Genomic DNA, 16429 nt, shown 5'->3' on the forward strand with positions numbered 1-16429 from the left:
TTCAGAGCAAGGTGTGGAAGCGGGCGGCGACCCGGTCCCAGGACCACTCGCGGACGACCCAGTCGCGGCCGGTCTCGCCCATCTTCCGCGCCTGCTCGGGCCGGGTGAGCAGCTCGGTCAGGGCCTCGGCCACCGGCGCCGGGTCCCGGCCGTCGACCACCAGGCCCGTCTCGCCGTCGCGTACGGCCTCGGGCGCGCCGCCCGAGCGGCCGGCCACCACCGGCAGGCCGGTCGCGGCCGCCTCCAGGAACACGATGCCGAGCCCTTCCACGTCGATCCCGCCCCAGCGGGTACGGCACGGCATCGCGAAGACGTCGGCCGCGGCGTAGTAGCCGGGCAGGTCGGCGGCGGGGACGGTGCCGGTGAAGACGATCGACGGGTGCCCGCCGGCCAGCTTCTCCAGGGCGCGCCGGTGCGGGCCGCCGCCGACCAGGAGCAGCACCGCGTCCGGCACCGCGCCGAGCACCGCCGGCCAGGCCCTGATAAGCCGGTCCTGGCCCTTGCGCGGCACCAGCCTGGACACGCACGCCACCACCGGCCGGCCCGCCAGCCCCAGCTCCGCCTTGGCCGCCTGCGGGTGGTAGAGGCCGGTGTCGACGCCGGGCGCGAGCCGTACCAGCTTGTCGTCCGGGACGGCCCGGGCCAGCCGGGCGCGCGTGTACTCGCCCAGGTAGGTGACCACGTCGGCGTGCCCGCCGATGCGGCGCAGCACCGCGCGGAAGCCTGGCGCGCTCGCCCAGGACGCCTCGTGGCCGTGGGTGAGCATCACCACGCGCCGCGCCCCCGCCGCGCGCAGGCGCGGCGCGAGCAGGCCGAGCGGCGCCGCCGCGCCGAACACCACGGTGTCCGCGCCGTGCTCGGCCACCAGCGCGGCGGCCGTACGGGCGACGGACGGCACGGGCAGCATGAGGCGTCCGGGATGCCGGACGACCGGGTACGGCTGCCCGCGGTCGAACTCGGCGCACCCGCGCCAGGCTGGCGCGTAGACGACGGCGCCGGGGGTGCGCAGCGCCAGTCCGTGCACGAACGACTGGATGCCGCCCGGGCGGGGCGGGAAGTCGTTGGTGACGAAGACGACGCGGGTCACGGTCCGGGGACGCCGTTCAGCCGCGCCCAGGAGCGGGCCATCGCGATCCGCTGCGGCGCCGTGGGATGGGAGGCATAGAGCACATATTCCACCGCATCCGGCGACAAGTCGGAAATGTTGGCTGTTGCCAGGCGTTTTTGCATCGCCGCGAACGTCACCGGGTCGCGGGTCAGGTTCAGCGCGTGGGCGTCGGCCCTGGCCTCGACGTGGCGGCTGACGAGGTTCTGGGCGGGCCCGGACAGGAACGTCGCCAGCGTCATCAACCCCATGATCGCGCCCGCGGCCCGCCAGTCGGCGATCGACGTGACCCCGGCGCGTCCGCGCACCGGCCCGAAGACCAGGTAGAGCAGGATCGCGCCGAAGGCGGCGCCCAGCGCGCCGATGAGCGTGCCGTACAGCACGTCGTTCTCGTCGGCGTGCCCCAGCTCGTGCGCCACCACCAGCTCGACCTCCGGCTGCGGGGCCTTCAGCAGGTTGTCGTAGACCACGATGCGCCGCGTCGCGCCGAACCCCGAGACGTAGGCGTTCAGCGCGGTGGTGCGGCGCGAGGCGTCGGCCACCAGCACGTCCTCCACCGGCACCCCGTCGCGCTCGGCCATGGCCAGCAGGTTCGTCCGCAGCGGCCCGGCGGGCATGGAGTGGAAGTCGTTGAACACCGGCTCGAACACCACCGGGTAGGCGAACGAGGCGGCCACGGTGAGGGTGAACGCCCCGGCCGCGGCGGGGATCCACCAGCGCCTGAACCGGCGGGCCAGCGCCACCACCGCGAGGATCATCACCGCCAGCAGGGCCGTGTTGATGCCGATGCTCTTGAGCCGGTCACCCGTCCACGACACCCAGTCCTGCGTGGACAGGCCGTAGTCGCGCAGCACGGTCTCGAACCAGAGGCCGAGCGGCCAGCGCAGCGCCTCCTCGATCGCCGTCAGCGCGAACACCCCCAGCAGCACCCGCACCCACCACGGCCCGCGCAGCACCCCGAGGACCTTCGCGCCCAGCGGAGTGGCGACGAGCAGACCGGCGAAGACGAGCGTCAGGCCGAGCGACAGGTAGGAGGGGACGCTGGTGGCCGCGTCGAACGCCTGCGCGCGGGCGATCTGCGCGGCGGTGAAGTCCCTGGCGGGATCCGCGGCCACCGGCGGTGCGCCGGGCAGCGCCTGCCACGGCGTCGTCAGCCCCACCACGGCGAGAATCGCCGCCCCCAGCACCACCCCGGCCACCCCGGCCTGCCGGCGCAGCCTCCGATCCGGCTCACCCCTCCCGGGCCTCGAGGCCCCATCCCCCGGCTCGGGCAAGCCGTCTCCCGAAACCTCACTCACCCCCGGCCCAGGGATGGCGCCCTCCGAGGTCTCCCGCGCTCCCCGCCCGGGCTCGCCCGTCAGCGGCGTCTCCCGGGCCCGCCTGCGGGCCGGTCCTGTGGTGGCTTCTCGGCGGGCGGGGTCCCCGGCCGGCGGGTCGCCGGGCCGGGTCGCGGCCTCGTCGCCCGCGGTGCCGTTCCTGTCCTGGCCGTCGTCCACTTCGCGTCCCCTCACCCCAGCTCGTCCCGCACGTACGCGCGCCACTCCCGGGTCAGCTCGCCGATCGTGAGCCCGTACGCGGCGAGCGCCCGGCCGGCGCCGGCACTCCGCGCTTCACGGTAGAGCCTCACCAGGGTCCCCTCGCCCATCCTCGCGGCCAGGTACCGACACGCCAGCCACGCCCCCTGGTACGCCCGCGCCTGCGCGTCCCCCCGCGCGCCGAAGTCCGCCGGCCCGGGCAGGTCGCCGGGAAGCCGCCCGGCCCGCACCTCGGCCGCCAGCTCGGCCGCGGCCACGGTGACCGGCAGCCCGGAATCCCGATAGGCCACGTAGTCGGCGAATCCCTCGTACAACCAGACAGGAAGCCCACCGGTGCCCGCGGCGACGTGGGTGAGCTCGTGGGCGAGCACCACGTCCCGCCCCACCGGGTTGAGCCGGGCGAACCCCTCCGGCACCACGATCACCCGCCGCCCGTCGGCCACGGCCGCCAGCCCGTCCACTCCCCCGGTGCCCGCCAGCCGCGCGGCCTCCGCGCCGGACGCGGGCACCAGCACCAGCGGCCGCACGGTCCCGCCCAGCACCGCCGACACGCGCAGCCCGGCCGCGTCGGCCCGCCGCGCCAGATCGGCCAGCAGCCCAGGTCTGGCCCGACGCCCCGCGACCAGGGCCCGCTCGCCGCGGGCGATCTCCAGCTCACCCCGCCACAGCTCTCGGACGTCGGCCAGCTCGTCAGCCGGGAGTCGTGCCCCGTCGGCCGCGGCGACGGCGAGAACCAGCCCCGTCAGCACCGCTCGACGGCTCACGTACCCGGACACGCTGCCCGATGCTAGCCGTTCGGCACGCCGCGGCTCCCGCGGGACGTGGGCCGGGCAGCACGAAGGCCCCGCCCCCACAGGGGACGGGGCCTTCGTGGACGGTCACAGACCGGGGCGCACCGCTCCGGCGAACGACGACTTCCGCCATCCGCCGAGCTTCTCGATACGCACGGTCTTGCCCGTGCTCGGCGAGTGGATCATCTTGCCCTTGCCGACGTACATGCCCACGTGGCCGAGCCCGCGGAAGAACATCAGGTCACCCGGTCGCAAGTTCTTGTAGGAGACCTTCGTCCTGATGCGCGCGAACTGGCTGTTCGTCACGCGCGGGATCTTCACTCCGGCCTTGCGCCAGGCGAACTGGACGAGACCTGAGCAGTCGAACGCGTTCGGCCCGGTGGCTCCGTACCGGTACGGGTCACCGATCTGCTTCTTGGCCACCGCGACGGCCTTGTGGGCTCTCACCTTCTGCCGAGCGGCCTTCGCCTGCTTACGGGACTTGGCGGTCTTGACTGCCTTGACGACCTTGACCGTCTTGGCAGATTCCACCGCCTTCGTCACGGAAGCTCCGGCTGGGGCGCTCACCGTCTCCGCCTGCGCCGCCGGGACGTGGAGGCCTGCGCCTCCGGCCGTCACGGTCATCGTGAGCGCTATGCCACTGAGGGCAAGACGGGACAGACGGGGGTTATGCGGGGAGGTAGACAGGATTGCTCCTTGACTCTTCCACGAACGCCTACCGGGTTAGCTGACGGATTCGGGCCTGGAAGTCGCCCTACGGCGCGCGTCACGCGCCGATTCACCCCTGATCCCGCCCTGAAATGACGGGTTCGATGGTTCCCCGGCTCCGTACTCCTGGCTGTACGGATTCGGCAGGCCACCGCCCCGGATCAGTTGTCTACGGGGATACGGCGGTGACCGGCGGATGTGTATACGTCCACATCGCGACGCCTGCGGCACCGGCGATGATGGTCGGCGGCGGGCATGGCATGTCCGCCGCGACGCCAGAACCTACGCCGGAAAGTCACGATCTGGCAAAACCGCGGTCAACGAGTAAAGATCTGACAGGACCCTTGTAAGAACCGGCGACCCCAGGTGCACAGGCGGCCTCGTTACTCGAATGTGACCATACTCACACTTACCGCTCTGACGTCATGTCAAGACCCTTGTGTCACACGAGTCACACGAGTTTCAGGAGCTCACGGGCGTACCGCCCCGACGAGACGTCGTCCGTACGACGAAAGTGGGACGACTTTCACGACGTCTCCGGTCTGCGGCGCGTGCACGATCTTGCCGTCACCGGCATAGATGCTCACGTGGCCGAGCCCCTCGCTGAAGATGAGGTCCCCGGGCTGGAGTGCGTCCAGCGAGACCCGCCGGCTGGCCCCCCACGCCCACTGCTGCCAGGTCGTACGCGGCAGGGACACGCCAGCGGCGCGCCAGGACGCCTGGGTCAGGCCGGAGCAGTCCCAGCCGCCGGGGCCGGTGCCGCCGAACTGGTAGGGCTTGCCGATCTGCGCGTAGGCGAAGTTGAGCACGGCGACGGCGCTTCCCGAGGCGGGCCCGGTGTACTTGACGCCGGTGCTGTTCGGGTCGCCGACGCGGTAGGCGCCGAGGCGGTTGAGCAGCTTCTTCTGCTGGGCGATCAGCTTCTCGACCTCGGCGCGCTCCTGCTTGATCTTGTCGCGCTCCTCGTCGGCCTCGCCCAGGGCATCCTGCGCCTTGTCACGCTCGGCCTTGAGCCCGCGGTTCTCCCGGTCGAAGGCGGCCAGCATGCCGGCCCGCTCCTGGCTCAGCTGACCGGTCAGCGCCATCTGGTAGAGCATGTCGTCGGGCCGGTCACTGGTGAGCACGGACGGCATCGCGGTGAGGTCGCGGCCCATCTTGTAGCCGTCGACGGCCATCTGGATGACCTGCTCGCGCAGTTCGGAGACGGTGGCCAGCTTGCGCTTGTAGCTGCCGTTCAGCTTGTCGTAGCGCTTCTTGGCGTCCTTGTAGCTCTCGGTGGCCGTGTTGTAGCGATCGACGACCTTGTCGGCCTTGTCGTTGAGCTTCTCGAGCTTCTTCTTGGCCTGGCTGATCGTCGGTCGGGGATCAGCGGAGACTCCTCCCGCCGGGACGATGATCAGCCCGATCGCTAGACCCGCGGCCAGCGGCGCCCGGCCCAACCTCACAGCTCGCCTCCCAGGGGGAATATATCTGGGGCGAAATAGTACAGAAGTGTTAGGTGGGGTCTCACCTAAACACTGATTTGTAATCTAGGCGCGGCCGAGCCTGCGGAGCAGCAAAGCAGACGGAACGGGTCTGGCTCCCATCCGGCGCACCGACTCGGCGACCTCGCGGTCGGAGGAGACCACGGCCATGGCCCGGCCCGGCGGCTCGGCGCGGACCAGCTGGCGGATCAGGTCGTCGGCGATCTCCCCGGGCGCGCTGAACAGCACCCGTACCCCGCGCGGCGCCACCACCTGCACCGGAGCGTTCAGCTCGGCGCCGTCGAAGACCACGGTCACCTCGACCCTGGTCTGCGCCACCAGCCCGCCCAGCCCCGTCATCAACCGGTTGCGCTGGTCGGCCAGGGTGAGGGTGCCGTAACCGGTCTTCGTCACGTTGTAGCCGTCGATGATCAGATGGACCTGGGGCAGCGCGAGAAGCTGGTCGAGCAGCTGCGGGTCGTCGTCGGCCAGTGCGCGGGCCGGCACCCCGCGCACTCCCGGCACCTCCCCGGCGACGGCGGCCACCGAGTCGGCCGGCCGGGAGATCGTGGTGGGCAGCGCCAGCTCCCTGCGCAGCCCGGCGGAGGCGTCCTGCAGGGCGTCGAGCAGCACTCTGATGCGGGCGTCCTCGATGCTGCGGCCCTCCCTGGCGGCTCTGCGGGAGGCTTCGAGCTGCTTCTCCACGTCCGCCAGCCGCTCGCGCAGCCGGCGCAGCTCGGTCTCACCTGCGCTGCCGGCCGCCGTGGCCGCGACCCGGGCCTCCTCGGCGGCCTGCTCCATCGCCTCGGCCCGCTGCACCGCGGCCTTGGCCCGCTCACGCGCGTCATGCAGCTTGCGGCGCAGGTCGGAGTTCTCGCTCCGGGCGGTCTTGAGCTGCTCGCGCAGCCGGTCGATCTCCTCCTTGGCCGCCGACTTCTGCGCGGCGAGCTGCTCGCGCAGCCGGGAGACGACCTCCTCGCGCTCCGAGCCCTCGGCCGCGGCGGCGCTCTTCTCCAGATCGGCCCGGGCAGCCTCGACCATCTCCTCCCAGCTCGGCGGGCGGATCAGATAGGCGGCAGCGGCGACGAGCACGGGATCGGCGGCGGGCGGCACGTGGCCCTCGGCCAGGGACGAGACGAGCTCCGGCCATCCGGCGCTCACGTGCTCGGCGACGGCCTCGCGGAAGTCCTTGTCGTTCTCCAGCTGGGCGGCGATCGGCGCACTGCCGAGGCGGGCGCGCTTGCGCGGGTCGAACTTGGCGATGCCGCGCAGCGGGGGCGGGATGACGGCAGCGGGCATCGAGCCGAGGACCTGGGCCGCCAGGTCGACGACGTTGAGCCGCACCTGCTCGGGAAGCGGGCGAGACAGGCCTTCACCCGCTGCGCTCATCCCACTGTCCCTTCATGACATGCTCTTTCAGACAAGGGTACGGCTGTCGGGTACCTGTCCGTAACGGGCACCCTTTTCCGGGCAAGCGCTTGTTCAGACCGCCGATTCCGCCTCGGTTTCCGGACCGACCTGCGGCAGGCCTCCCCTCCACCCGGGCCGCGCTGCCACCCCGCCGTCCACGATCAACGGTGCGTATGTGGCCCGTACCAGCACGGAGTCATTCCCGTACGAGCCAGACGACGCGCTGGCGAGACCGGCAAAAACCTGGAATTCCAGCATGGAGGCACGCCATCCCGCCAGCCGCCGGCCTCATGGGGTCACCGTGCCCAGAGGACCAGGACCCCGGACAGCAACCAGAGCGAGAGCCAAGCGTTCCTGGATCGCAACCAGCCTCACCCGAGCCCATCCCCACCAAAGGCGGCAACCCACCCCGCCGGCGCATCCTCCCCTCCCCAGGGCACATGTCCAGTCAAAGACTGGCGTCGTAGACGAGCAGGGCCACCTGGACCCGGTTGTTCAGCTCCAGCTTGGTCAGAATGCGTGAGACGTGCGCCTTGACCGTGGGCACGCTCATGAATAATTCCCGCCCGATCTCCGCGTTGGACCTGCCCTGCCCCACGGCCAGCGCCACCTCCCGCTCACGCTCGCTGAGCCGGTCGATCAGGGTCCGCGCCCGGTCGGCCCGAGCGCCGGCACCGCCGTTGGAGACATGAGAGATGAGTTGCCGGGTCACAGCGGGCGAGAGGATCGGCTCCCCCGCCGCCACCTTCCTGATCGCAGCGACCAACTCACCCGGCGGAATGTCCTTGAGCAGGAACCCGGCCGCCCCCGCACGCAGCGCTCGCAACACGTGTGCATCGGCGTGGAAGGTGGTCAGCACGACGACCTCGGGCGGTGACTTGGCAGCCCGCACCGCCTCGGTCGCGGCGAGCCCGTCGACGTCCGGCATCCGGATGTCCATGAGCACCACATCCGGCCGGAGCTCGGCGACCATCAGCGGCACCTCGGCACCATCCGCCGCCTCACCCACGATCTCGATGTCGCCGACACCACCCAGGATCATCGACAGACCCGCACGCACGAGCGCGTCGTCATCCACGATCAGCACCCGTATCGGCCGCTCCCCCGGCATCGTCATCCGCTCTCCTTCACGTACCACCGAACTGTCCGCCCACCATGACCCACCTACTCACTCCACCGCCCCTCCAACGGAACGAGCGCCATTGTGAGAGACGTTTCCTGACCCCCACTCACCGCCCCACGGCCCCTTCACTTCAGGACCAACCCAGCGCCACCGCAGGGAAACGCCGGACGCCCTGGGCCATCCGCCACCGCCATGTGCCCCAGCGCCTGAACCACCAGGTGGCCTTCCCGCTACCGAGGGGGAACCGCAGACCTCCGGGACCCCTCGGGAGCCGGCAACCCCCACCGTCGTCACGTCTCCGCCGGCCAGGGCAGCCAGGCGTGGACCACGTACTCGCCATCATGGGTCGGGCCGTGTTCCAGCCGCCCGCCCGCCAGGCCGGCGCGCTCCGTCAGGCCGATGAGCCCGGCCCCGGCGCCCGGGATGTGGACGCGGGACCCATGACGGACGGGCAGCCCGTTGCGTACCTCGGCCGCCAGCCCTTCGCCCGGCGCGCCGGTCACGGTGACGCTGACAGGAGCGCCGGCGGCGTGCTTGCGGGCGTTGGTGAGCGCCTCCTGCACGATGCGGTAGAGATTGCGCCCCGGCTTCTCCGGCGCTTCCCTCACCTCCAGGCTCAGGCGCACGTCCATGCCCGCCTGCTCGCACTCGGCCACCAGGGCGGGCAGGTCGGCGAGCGTGGGCTGGGGCCGGTCGGGCACCTCGGGAGCCGTGTCGTGGTGGCGCAGCACCCCGATCACCTCGCGCAGGTCCTGCAGCGCGAGGTGGGCGCTGGTCCTGATCGCCCCTGCCGCTCTGGAGATCTCTTCGGCGGGCGCGTCGGGCCGGAACTCCAGCGCGCCCGCGTGCAGGCTGAGCATGGACAGCCGGTGCGCGAGCACGTCGTGCATCTCCCGCGCGATCCGTTCCCGTTCGAGCCGTTTCGCCTCCTCCGCGGCGCTGTCGGCGCGTTGTCTCAGCGACCAGATGAGCTGCCGCCGTGCCCGGATGACGATGCCCCAGGCGAAGATGGTCAGCACGATCGCGACGCTGATCACCCCGTACACCGGACCGTCGAGGTCCACGTCCTGCCGAAGAAGATAGAACGGCACGATCGTGAGCAGACTGAGCCCCACGAGCGGCCCGGACACCTTGAACGGCCGGTGCACCGCCACCGTGAACAGCGCGACCACGGACGCCCCGCCCACCATCTCGAAGTACGCCGAGGCCACGGTGGTCACCACCGCCAGGGTGATCGGCCAGCGGCGGCGCACCCACACCGACACGCAGGAGATCACCCCGACCACCTGCTCGGCGGCCACCAGCGGTGTCGGCCCGTCGACCTCCAGCGCCGTCAGCAGCGTCAGCCCGCAAGCCAGCAGGAACATGGCGATGTCGACGATCCAGTCGCGAGTGGACCGTCGCACCGGCCCGCCGGCGCTCCCGTCGCCGAGCAGCACGGACGGGAGCACCCACCGGTACTCCTGCTGCGGCTCGCTCGCTCGGTTCACGTTGCCCGAGGTTAAGCCCTGCCGATGCCGCGCGAACAGCGACCAAAGTCGATCGGAAGTCGGGCTTGTCGACGGTCTCGGCGACGACAGCGGCGGGTGACGGGCACTACGACGTGACGGATGCTGCACGCGGCGAAATCCTGGAGATGGCCGCGCGTGCCGTGCCCGGCCTCCTGCACGCGGCCGGTATCCATGGATCCGTCAGCTCACGCGGCCGTGTGGTTCGGCAACGCCCAGCTCATGTAGCCGAGCGACCCGGCAGCGGTGGTCGCGGCGGGGTGCGGCATTCCGTCCCAGCAGTGTCGGCTCACGGACCGGGGCGTCCCGACAACGTCGGCGCACACGGTCAGCTGGCCCGCCGGCGCCCAGCTCGCGTGGCCTTCTAGCCTGACAGCGTCAGGGGGGTGGCGGTGAGCCGCGCGGCTCCCCCACTCGGTCTCGCCCGAGGCCCCTGTGCTGGGCGAGCCCTGCTCGCGCGGCTCACGTACTGCCTGCGGATATAACAGTATGTGTCGGGCTTGCAGCCGACTTGCAAAGTCGTTAATGGTTGACGTAAAGCCAACGGACAGAGGATGCTCCACTGGTGCCCCCGCCAGCACTGTCCTGCCGCGCGCTCTCCTGTGTCGTCACGGGCAGGAAACTCGTCGACAATCTCACGCTCGAACTGGCCGAAGGAGAGCGGGTCGCGCTCATGGGTCCGTCGGGCTCGGGCAAGACGACGCTGCTCACGACGCTGGCCGGGCTGGTTCCGCCCGCCGAGGGCCGGGTCCTCGTGGGCGGCGTGCCGCTGGACGAGGAGCCGGAGCTGCGCACCGGTCTCGCTCTCGTCTTCCAGTCGTACGGGCTGTTGAGCCTGTTGACGGCGGCGGAGAACGTGGAGGTGGCGCTGCGCGCGGCGGGCCGCCCGCCGCGTGAGGCGATGCGGCTGGCGGCGGCGGCGCTGGAGCGGCTGCGGGTGGCCAGGTTCGCCGATCACCTGGTGGAGGAGCTGTCCGGTGGCCAGCAGCAGCGGGTCGCGGTGGCCAGGGCGCTGGCGTTGCGGCCCCGGGTGCTGCTGGCCGACGAGCCGACGGCGGAGCAGGACGCGGTCCACCGCGCGGTGGTGCTGGACGAGCTGCTCGCGGTGGGCGCCGAGGGCACCACGCTGGTGGTCGCGACCCACGACCCGGAGGTGGCCGAGCGCTGCGACCGGGTCATCGAGCTACGCGCGGCGGTCCGCCAATGAGCAAGGTGTCCGGTGACCGAGTTGTCCAGTCATGTGCGGCGCCGATGAGCAAGGTGTCCGGTGACCGAGTTGTCGAATTATGCGCGGCGCCGATGAGCAAGGCACCCCGCGACCGAGTCGTCGCGTTACCCACGGCGCCGATCACCCAAGCGCCCTGCGACCGGGTCGTCCGGTTACGTGCGGCGGTGCGCCGATGAGCATTGTGCGCTGTGACGGGATCGTGCAGATCTACCGGGCGCAGGACGTCGAGGTGGTGGCGCTGCGCGATGTCGACCTGGTGATCGACGCGGGCGAGACGGTGGCGCTGCTGGGCCCTTCTGGGGCGGGCAAGTCGACGCTGTTGTGGCTGCTCGCCGGGCTGCTGAGGCCGAGCGCGGGCCGGTTGTGGCTGGACGGGGTGGAGGTGGGCCGGCTCGACCAGCGCGGGCTCGACCGGCTGCGGGCGGCGCGGATCGGCGTGGTGCTGCAGAACCCGTCGCGCAACCTGATCGGCTACCTGCCAGCCGCCCAGAATGTCGCGTTCGCCCAGCGGTCGGTGAAACGTGACCGCCGCCGGGTGCGTGACCTGCTGAACCGGGTCGGGCTGGGCGACACCGGCGACCGGCCCGCGGGCCGGATGTCGGGCGGCGAGCAGCAGCGGCTGGCCCTGGCCGTGGCGCTGGCGAACTCCCCCCGGCTGCTGCTGGCCGACGAGCCCACCAGCCAGCTCGACGCCGGGTCCGGGCGGCGGGTGATCGATCTGATCAAGGAGTCCGCCGAGGCGGAAGGCACCACGGCGGTGGTGGTGACGCACGATGAGGCGGTCAGCGAGGCGCTGGGCCGCACGGTGACGATCAGGGACGGCCGGGTCGGCGCCGAGGGCCGCCGCGGCGAGGACTTCGTGGTCGTGGGCAGGGAGGGCGCGGTGCAGGTGCCGCCCGAGTACCACCATCTGCTGCCGCCCGGCTCCATGGCCAGGATCGAGCCGCTGGAGGACGGGGTCGTGCTGCGGAGGGCCGAGTCGTGATCCTGCGGGGGCTGTGGGAGCGCCGCGCGCTCGCCCTGGTGGTGCTGCTGATCGCGGTCGTGCCGATCGCCTCGGCCGCGGTGGCCCCGATCTACTCGGCGGCGGCGTTGACCACGATCGTCCGCGACGCGATGCAGGAGGCGCCGGTCGACGGGCGTGGCTGGCGTTACACCTCGACCGGCGGCACCATCGAGGCGAAGGTGGCGGGGTTCACCGCCGGGGCCGATTTCGTGGATCCGCCGGTGTTCGGCATGGAGGTGTCCAGCGCCAGTTCCGAACAGGACGATCCTCGCGCGTACACGCTGGTCTGGCAGGACGGCCAGTGCGAGCACCTGGAACTGGCCCGGGGCCGCTGTCCTGGCGCCGCCCGTGAGGTGATGGCCAGCGAGGCGTCCGGGCTGGAGATCGGCGACGTGGTGCGGCTGAGGTCCATCCGGGCCGCGGAGCCGGGCGCGACCACGCTGGACTCGGTGCCGCTGGAGGTGGTCGGCGTCTACCTGCCGGGCGATCTCGCGGATCCGTACTGGTTCGGCAGGACGCTGTTCGACCCGGCGGGGCAACCGAGCCAGAGCAAGGTGGACGCGCTGTTCACGGTCCGCGAGACCCGTACCGTGACGTACTTCGTCAGCGGTGGCCCCGAGGAGGGGTCCTGGACCGATTACGCCCTGATCCACATCGCCCCGGACCGGCTGGCCGGGACGGATCTGCCGCTGCTGGCGGAGATGCAGGCGCTGGCCGAGGCCACCGGCCGGGACACCGACGCGATCGTGTTCTCGCGGGTGGCCGACACGCTGAAGACGATCAACGCGAACGCCGAGACGCTGGGCGTGCCGGCGCTGCTGGTGGCGGCGCAGCTCGTCGGGCTGGGCTGGCTGCTGCTGTTCCAGACGGTCGGCGACCTGGTACGGGCGCGCGGGCCGGAGATCGCGCTGGCCCGGTTGCGCGGCCACGGCAGGCCGCGGGTGTGGCGGTTCGCGCTGGCGGAGCCGTTGCTGCTGCTCCTGCTGGCGGTGCCGGTCGGCCTCGCGGCGGGGTTCGGGGCGGCGAAGCTGATGATCGGCGCGCTGCTGCCCGCGGGCATCCCGGCGACGTTCCCGCCGTTGGCGGTCGCGGCCGGGCTGGCGGCCATGCTGGGCGGCGTGCTGGCCGCGACGGCGTCGGCGTGGCGCATCGCCACCCGGCCGATCACCGAGGAGTGGCGGCGCACGCCGCGCAGGAGCGCCCGCGGCTGGGTGCTGGACGCGATCGTGCTGGCCATAACGGCGCTGGGCCTGACGGAGCTGCTGGCGGCCGGCGTCATCACCGACGCGTCCGGGGAGAGCACCGCCGCGCTGGCCGTGCCCGGGCTGATGGCTCTCGGCGTCGCGCTGCTGGCCAGCCGGGTGCTACCGGTGGTGAGCGGGTGGCTGTTCGGGCTCACCCGGCGGCGGGGCGGGCTGGGTCCGTTCCTGGCGCTGCGTCAGGTGGCCAGGGGGCCCGTCACGTCGGGCAGCGTGATCGTCCTGGGCACCGCGTTGGGGCTGGCCACGTTCGCCGTGGCCGCGTGGACGGCGACGAGCGGCGACTACGCGCGGGTCGCGGCCTTCCACAACGGCGCTCCCGCCGTGATCAACGTCGACGCGGTCGAGCCGTCCCGCCTGGCCGCCGCGGTCGAGGCAGCCGACCCGGAGGGCGTCGCCGCGCCGGTGATCAAGATGCGGGGTACGCCGCAGCTCGTGGTCGCCGACCCAGAGCGGCTCGCGCGCGTGGCGCACTGGGACCCCGCCCTGGCGGGCGGCGTCAGCCTGGCCGAGGCCATGGCGGCGCTGCCGGGGCCGGACGCCGCCCGGGTATGGGTGCGCGGCGACCGGTTCCGGCTGCAACTCGCCCACGGTGAGCTGCCCCGAGGCTGGGAGGCGCAGATCACCGCCACCTTCCGGATCACCGGCAGGGTGGGCCCCGTCGCGATCCCGATGGGCAAGCTCCGCGCCGCGGGCGGCGCGTACGAGTGGAACCTGCCGCTGCCCTGCCGTCAGGTGGCCTGCGAGCTGCGCAGGATCCACGGCGACCTGACACCCCTGGAGACTGTCGAAGGCGGGGCGTTCACCGAGGTCCGGGTGGAGAAGATGGAGGTGCGGCAGGACGGCCGCTGGCAGACGTTGCCGACGCCGGTCTGGCGGGTGGACCAGGACCCGGACAGGACCGACGGCTCGTTCGCCTTGACCGACGTGGGCGTCCAGGTGCTGCGCCCGGCCACCCATGATCAGGAGCCCGCGGGGATCGTGGTCGGCGACGTGGGCGCGAGGGCGGTGCCGGGCCTGGACAGCGCCTTCACCTACCGCGTGCGGGCCGCGGTCGCCGCCGCCGCGGCGCCGGGCATCACCGACGTGGGCGTCCTGATGGACTTCGAGCAGGCAGACAGGATCTCGTACGGCGTGCATGAGAACGCCGAGTTCCAGGTGTGGACCCGCCAGGCCGACACGGCGGCGCTGGAGCGGGCGCTGGCCGGTGAGGGGCTGACGGTGGTGTCCACGGTGCGCGACAGCGACCTGGAGGCCGGGTACGCCGCCGAGGGGCCGGGGCTGGCGCTCATGCTGCTGCTGGTGTCGGCGCTGGCCGCGGCCGTGCTCGCGCTCGGCAGGACCGTGCTGGCCCTGTACACGGCGGCGCGGCGGCGCGGCTACGAGCTGGCCGCGCTGGAGGCCGCGGGCGCGAAGGTGCCGGCGCTGCGGGTGGCGCTGCTGCTGGAGCAGGCGATCACCGTGCTGGCCGGCACCCTGGCCGGGCTGCTGGCCGGGCTGCTCGCGGCCAGGGCGGCGCTGGGCCGCATCCCGCAGTTCGCCGAGCCGGTGGTCACGCCGCCGCTGCCGCACGAGGTCGCGGCGGCGCCCGTCGCGCTGGTCACCGGCGGCGCGCTGGCGGCCACGCTGCTGTGCGCGCTGCTCATCTCCGAGCTGCTGCTGCGCGGCATCCGGGTGGAACGCCTGCGCGACACCCCGGCCTAGCTGCCGATCGGCTTCTCCGCCAGCGCGGCCATGAACGCCTTGGCCATCTTGAGCGCGCCCTCGCGGGCCTCCTTCTCGGGGAGCATCACGACCTCGGGCGCGTTGGCCGGCTTGCCCTTGGGCCGGTCGGCGCCCGCGAAGTCGACCTCCACGACCAGCGGGCCCTGCCGCACCATCACGCTGGCGCTGCCCGCGTGCACGTCGCCGCGCCGGGTCTGGAGGTAGCCCTGATGGGCGGCCTCGCCCACCCCCTTGACGTCCTTGACGTCGCCGAACACGATGCCGTCGAGCGACGAGTTCTCGGTGGTGTTGCTCCCCGCGCGCCGGGTCGAGTAGTAGGACCCGGCTGCGGTCTTGTCGGCCACACCGGCCCGGTTGGCGAAGCTGTGGACGGTGATGAGGACGCTGCGCACCCGGGTCGTGCCCGCCACGCCCGGCACGTCCAGGTTGAGCCAGCGGCACTCGGTCTGGGTGTCGTTGCCCACCTCGGCGCCGCGGGCCCGGATCACCGGCTTCGGCACCAGCCCGGTGGCGGCCGGGGTGAGCGTCTCGCACGCCGCCGGGAAGATCTTCAGCTCCGACGGTGACGGGGTGGGGGTGGCCTGCGGCGAGCTCGTGGTGGTCGGGTACGGCTGCGCGACCACGTTCGGGTGCTTGGCCTTCCAGTCGGCCACGCCCTTGGCGAAGTGCTTGATGAGGCCGGTCACCTCGCGGATCGCGTTCGCCTCGGTGATCGACTGGACGCTTTCGCTGGTGAGGATCTGCGCGTCCTTGCGCCGCTGGCCGGCCTGGAACTTGACCTCGATGGTCATGTCGTGGACGCGGGCGTAGGCCTGGCCGAACGAGTACCACAGCATGTCGCCGGAGCGCCGCCAGGTGTACTGCGCGTAGGCGCCGTCGGCGACGCCGGGGATGTCCTTGACCGGCGAGATGTACTCCTTATCCCCCTTCGACGGGGTCGGCTTGGCCGTCTCGCGGTACTTCGCGCCTCCGTAGTCGAACTCGTAGGAGTTCTGGGCCATGGTCCTGCCGGTCTTCGCGCCGTCGCCCAGGTGCTGGTTGATCTTGACGTCGATCTCGCGCTCACGCCAGAACTCGCCGTACGAGATGCGATGGTTCAGCCAGTTGCAGGTGAACGTGATGGCGGACGAGTGGTCCCGGGAGCCTTTGACCACGGTCGCCCCGGGGACCAGCCGCTCGGCCTCCTCCTTGGGCAGCATCGCGCAGGCGTCGGGGCCGGCCGCCGGGGCCTTGCCGGCCGAGGCGCCGGTGGCGGTGGCGGTGGCGGTGGGGCCGGTCTGCGGCTGGGTGGCCACGGGGGCGTCGTCGCCCGTCAGCTGGCCGTACACCAGATAGCCGCCCGCGCCGCCGCCCACGAGCACGACCGCACCGGCGGCGAGCAGGGGCAGCAGCCACGCGCGCCGCTTGGGCGGGCGCGGCGGACCGGACGGACCGGAAGGGCCAGAGGGACCGGAAGGGCCACCGATCGGACCGGTCGGCCCGAAAGGACCTCCCGGGCCTCCAGGACCGACGGGTCCTCCAGGGCCTGCCGGACCTCCGGGACCGACCGGACCTCCGGGACCGACCGG

Annotated in this window: 12 protein-coding genes and 1 riboswitch; of the genes, 3 read left to right on the forward strand and 9 right to left on the reverse strand. The window is 72.4% G+C overall.

Translation table 11 applies throughout. The annotated features are described in order from the left end of the window. Nucleotide 1: 1 nt before the first annotated feature. From ACGFI7_RS17190 to ACGFI7_RS17225, 8 genes are all read right to left on the reverse strand, one after another. Nucleotides 2–1087, reverse strand: coding sequence for a glycosyltransferase family 4 protein (locus ACGFI7_RS17190; RefSeq protein ID WP_393405218.1), 1086 nt, complete (start codon nucleotides 1085–1087; stop codon nucleotides 2–4). Next, nucleotides 1084–2616, reverse strand: a complete 1533-nt coding sequence (locus tag ACGFI7_RS17195) for a M48 family metalloprotease (protein WP_393405221.1) — start codon at nucleotides 2614–2616, stop codon at nucleotides 1084–1086. Before ACGFI7_RS17195 ends, ACGFI7_RS17190 begins: the two co-directional genes overlap by 4 nt. Further along, nucleotides 2613–3416: a hypothetical protein gene (locus ACGFI7_RS17200; protein ID WP_393405224.1), complete on the reverse strand. Its 804-nt coding sequence runs from the start codon at nucleotides 3414–3416 to the stop codon at nucleotides 2613–2615. Before ACGFI7_RS17200 ends, ACGFI7_RS17195 begins: the two co-directional genes overlap by 4 nt. Nucleotides 3417–3518: 102 nt before the next feature. After that, entirely contained in the window at nucleotides 3519–3974 is a 456-nt protein-coding gene (locus tag ACGFI7_RS17205) for a C40 family peptidase (protein WP_393405227.1), read from the reverse strand. Between the two features lie 154 nt (nucleotides 3975–4128). Then, nucleotides 4129–4295: riboswitch (cyclic di-AMP (ydaO/yuaA leader) on the reverse strand. Nucleotides 4296–4609: 314 nt separating this feature from the next. Next, nucleotides 4610–5584 (reverse strand): NlpC/P60 family protein, encoded by a 975-nt coding sequence (locus ACGFI7_RS17210; RefSeq protein ID WP_393405230.1) that lies wholly within the window; start codon nucleotides 5582–5584, stop codon nucleotides 4610–4612. Nucleotides 5585–5668: 84 nt separating this feature from the next. Further along, nucleotides 5669–6991 carry an NYN domain-containing protein gene (locus ACGFI7_RS17215; protein ID WP_393405233.1) on the reverse strand — a complete coding sequence of 441 codons (1323 nt, stop codon included), beginning with the start codon at nucleotides 6989–6991 and terminating at the stop codon, nucleotides 5669–5671. A 469-nt stretch (nucleotides 6992–7460) separates the two neighbouring features. Further along, nucleotides 7461–8129, reverse strand: a complete 669-nt coding sequence (locus tag ACGFI7_RS17220; RefSeq protein ID WP_393405236.1) for a response regulator — start codon at nucleotides 8127–8129, stop codon at nucleotides 7461–7463. 296 nt (nucleotides 8130–8425) lie between these two features. Then, entirely contained in the window at nucleotides 8426–9625 is a 1200-nt protein-coding gene (locus ACGFI7_RS17225; RefSeq protein WP_393405239.1) for a sensor histidine kinase, read from the reverse strand. A gap of 583 nt (nucleotides 9626–10208) precedes the next feature. Here ACGFI7_RS17225 and ACGFI7_RS17230 point away from each other — a divergent pair. The 3 genes from ACGFI7_RS17230 to ACGFI7_RS17240 all read left to right on the forward strand — a co-directional run bounded on the left by ACGFI7_RS17230 (nucleotide 10209) and on the right by ACGFI7_RS17240 (nucleotide 14840). After that, nucleotides 10209–10850, forward strand: coding sequence for an ATP-binding cassette domain-containing protein (locus tag ACGFI7_RS17230; RefSeq protein WP_393405241.1), 642 nt, complete (start codon nucleotides 10209–10211; stop codon nucleotides 10848–10850). A gap of 193 nt (nucleotides 10851–11043) precedes the next feature. Next, nucleotides 11044–11856, forward strand: coding sequence for an ABC transporter ATP-binding protein (locus ACGFI7_RS17235; RefSeq protein ID WP_393405243.1), 813 nt, complete (start codon nucleotides 11044–11046; stop codon nucleotides 11854–11856). Further along, a complete protein-coding gene (locus ACGFI7_RS17240; protein ID WP_393405245.1) occupies nucleotides 11853–14840 on the forward strand; it encodes an FtsX-like permease family protein in 2988 nt (995 codons plus the stop codon). Before ACGFI7_RS17235 ends, ACGFI7_RS17240 begins: the two co-directional genes overlap by 4 nt. On the opposite strand, the gene ACGFI7_RS17245 is transcribed toward ACGFI7_RS17240, so the two are convergent. Continuing rightward, the gene (locus ACGFI7_RS17245; protein WP_393405247.1) at nucleotides 14837–16222 is read right to left on the reverse strand and encodes a hypothetical protein; all 1386 of its coding nucleotides are present in this window, start codon (nucleotides 16220–16222) and stop codon (nucleotides 14837–14839) included. The genes ACGFI7_RS17240 and ACGFI7_RS17245 overlap by 4 nt on opposite strands. Between the last annotated feature and the right edge of the window lie 207 nt (nucleotides 16223–16429).

Source organism: Nonomuraea sp. NPDC048826, assembly GCF_043198225.1.
Lineage (GTDB): Bacteria > Actinomycetota > Actinomycetes > Streptosporangiales > Streptosporangiaceae > Nonomuraea.

Bases quoted from the DNA above. Each gene is read 5' to 3' on its own strand.
- ACGFI7_RS17215 (WP_393405233.1), bottom strand. From the start codon at position 6,991: ATGAGCGCAGCGGGTGAAGGCCTGTCTCGCCCGCTTCCCGAGCAGGTG.
- ACGFI7_RS17220 (WP_393405236.1), bottom strand. From the start codon at position 8,129: ATGACGATGCCGGGGGAGCGGCCGATACGGGTGCTGATCGTGGATGAC.
- ACGFI7_RS17235 (WP_393405243.1), top strand. From the start codon at position 11,044: ATGAGCATTGTGCGCTGTGACGGGATCGTGCAGATCTACCGGGCGCAG.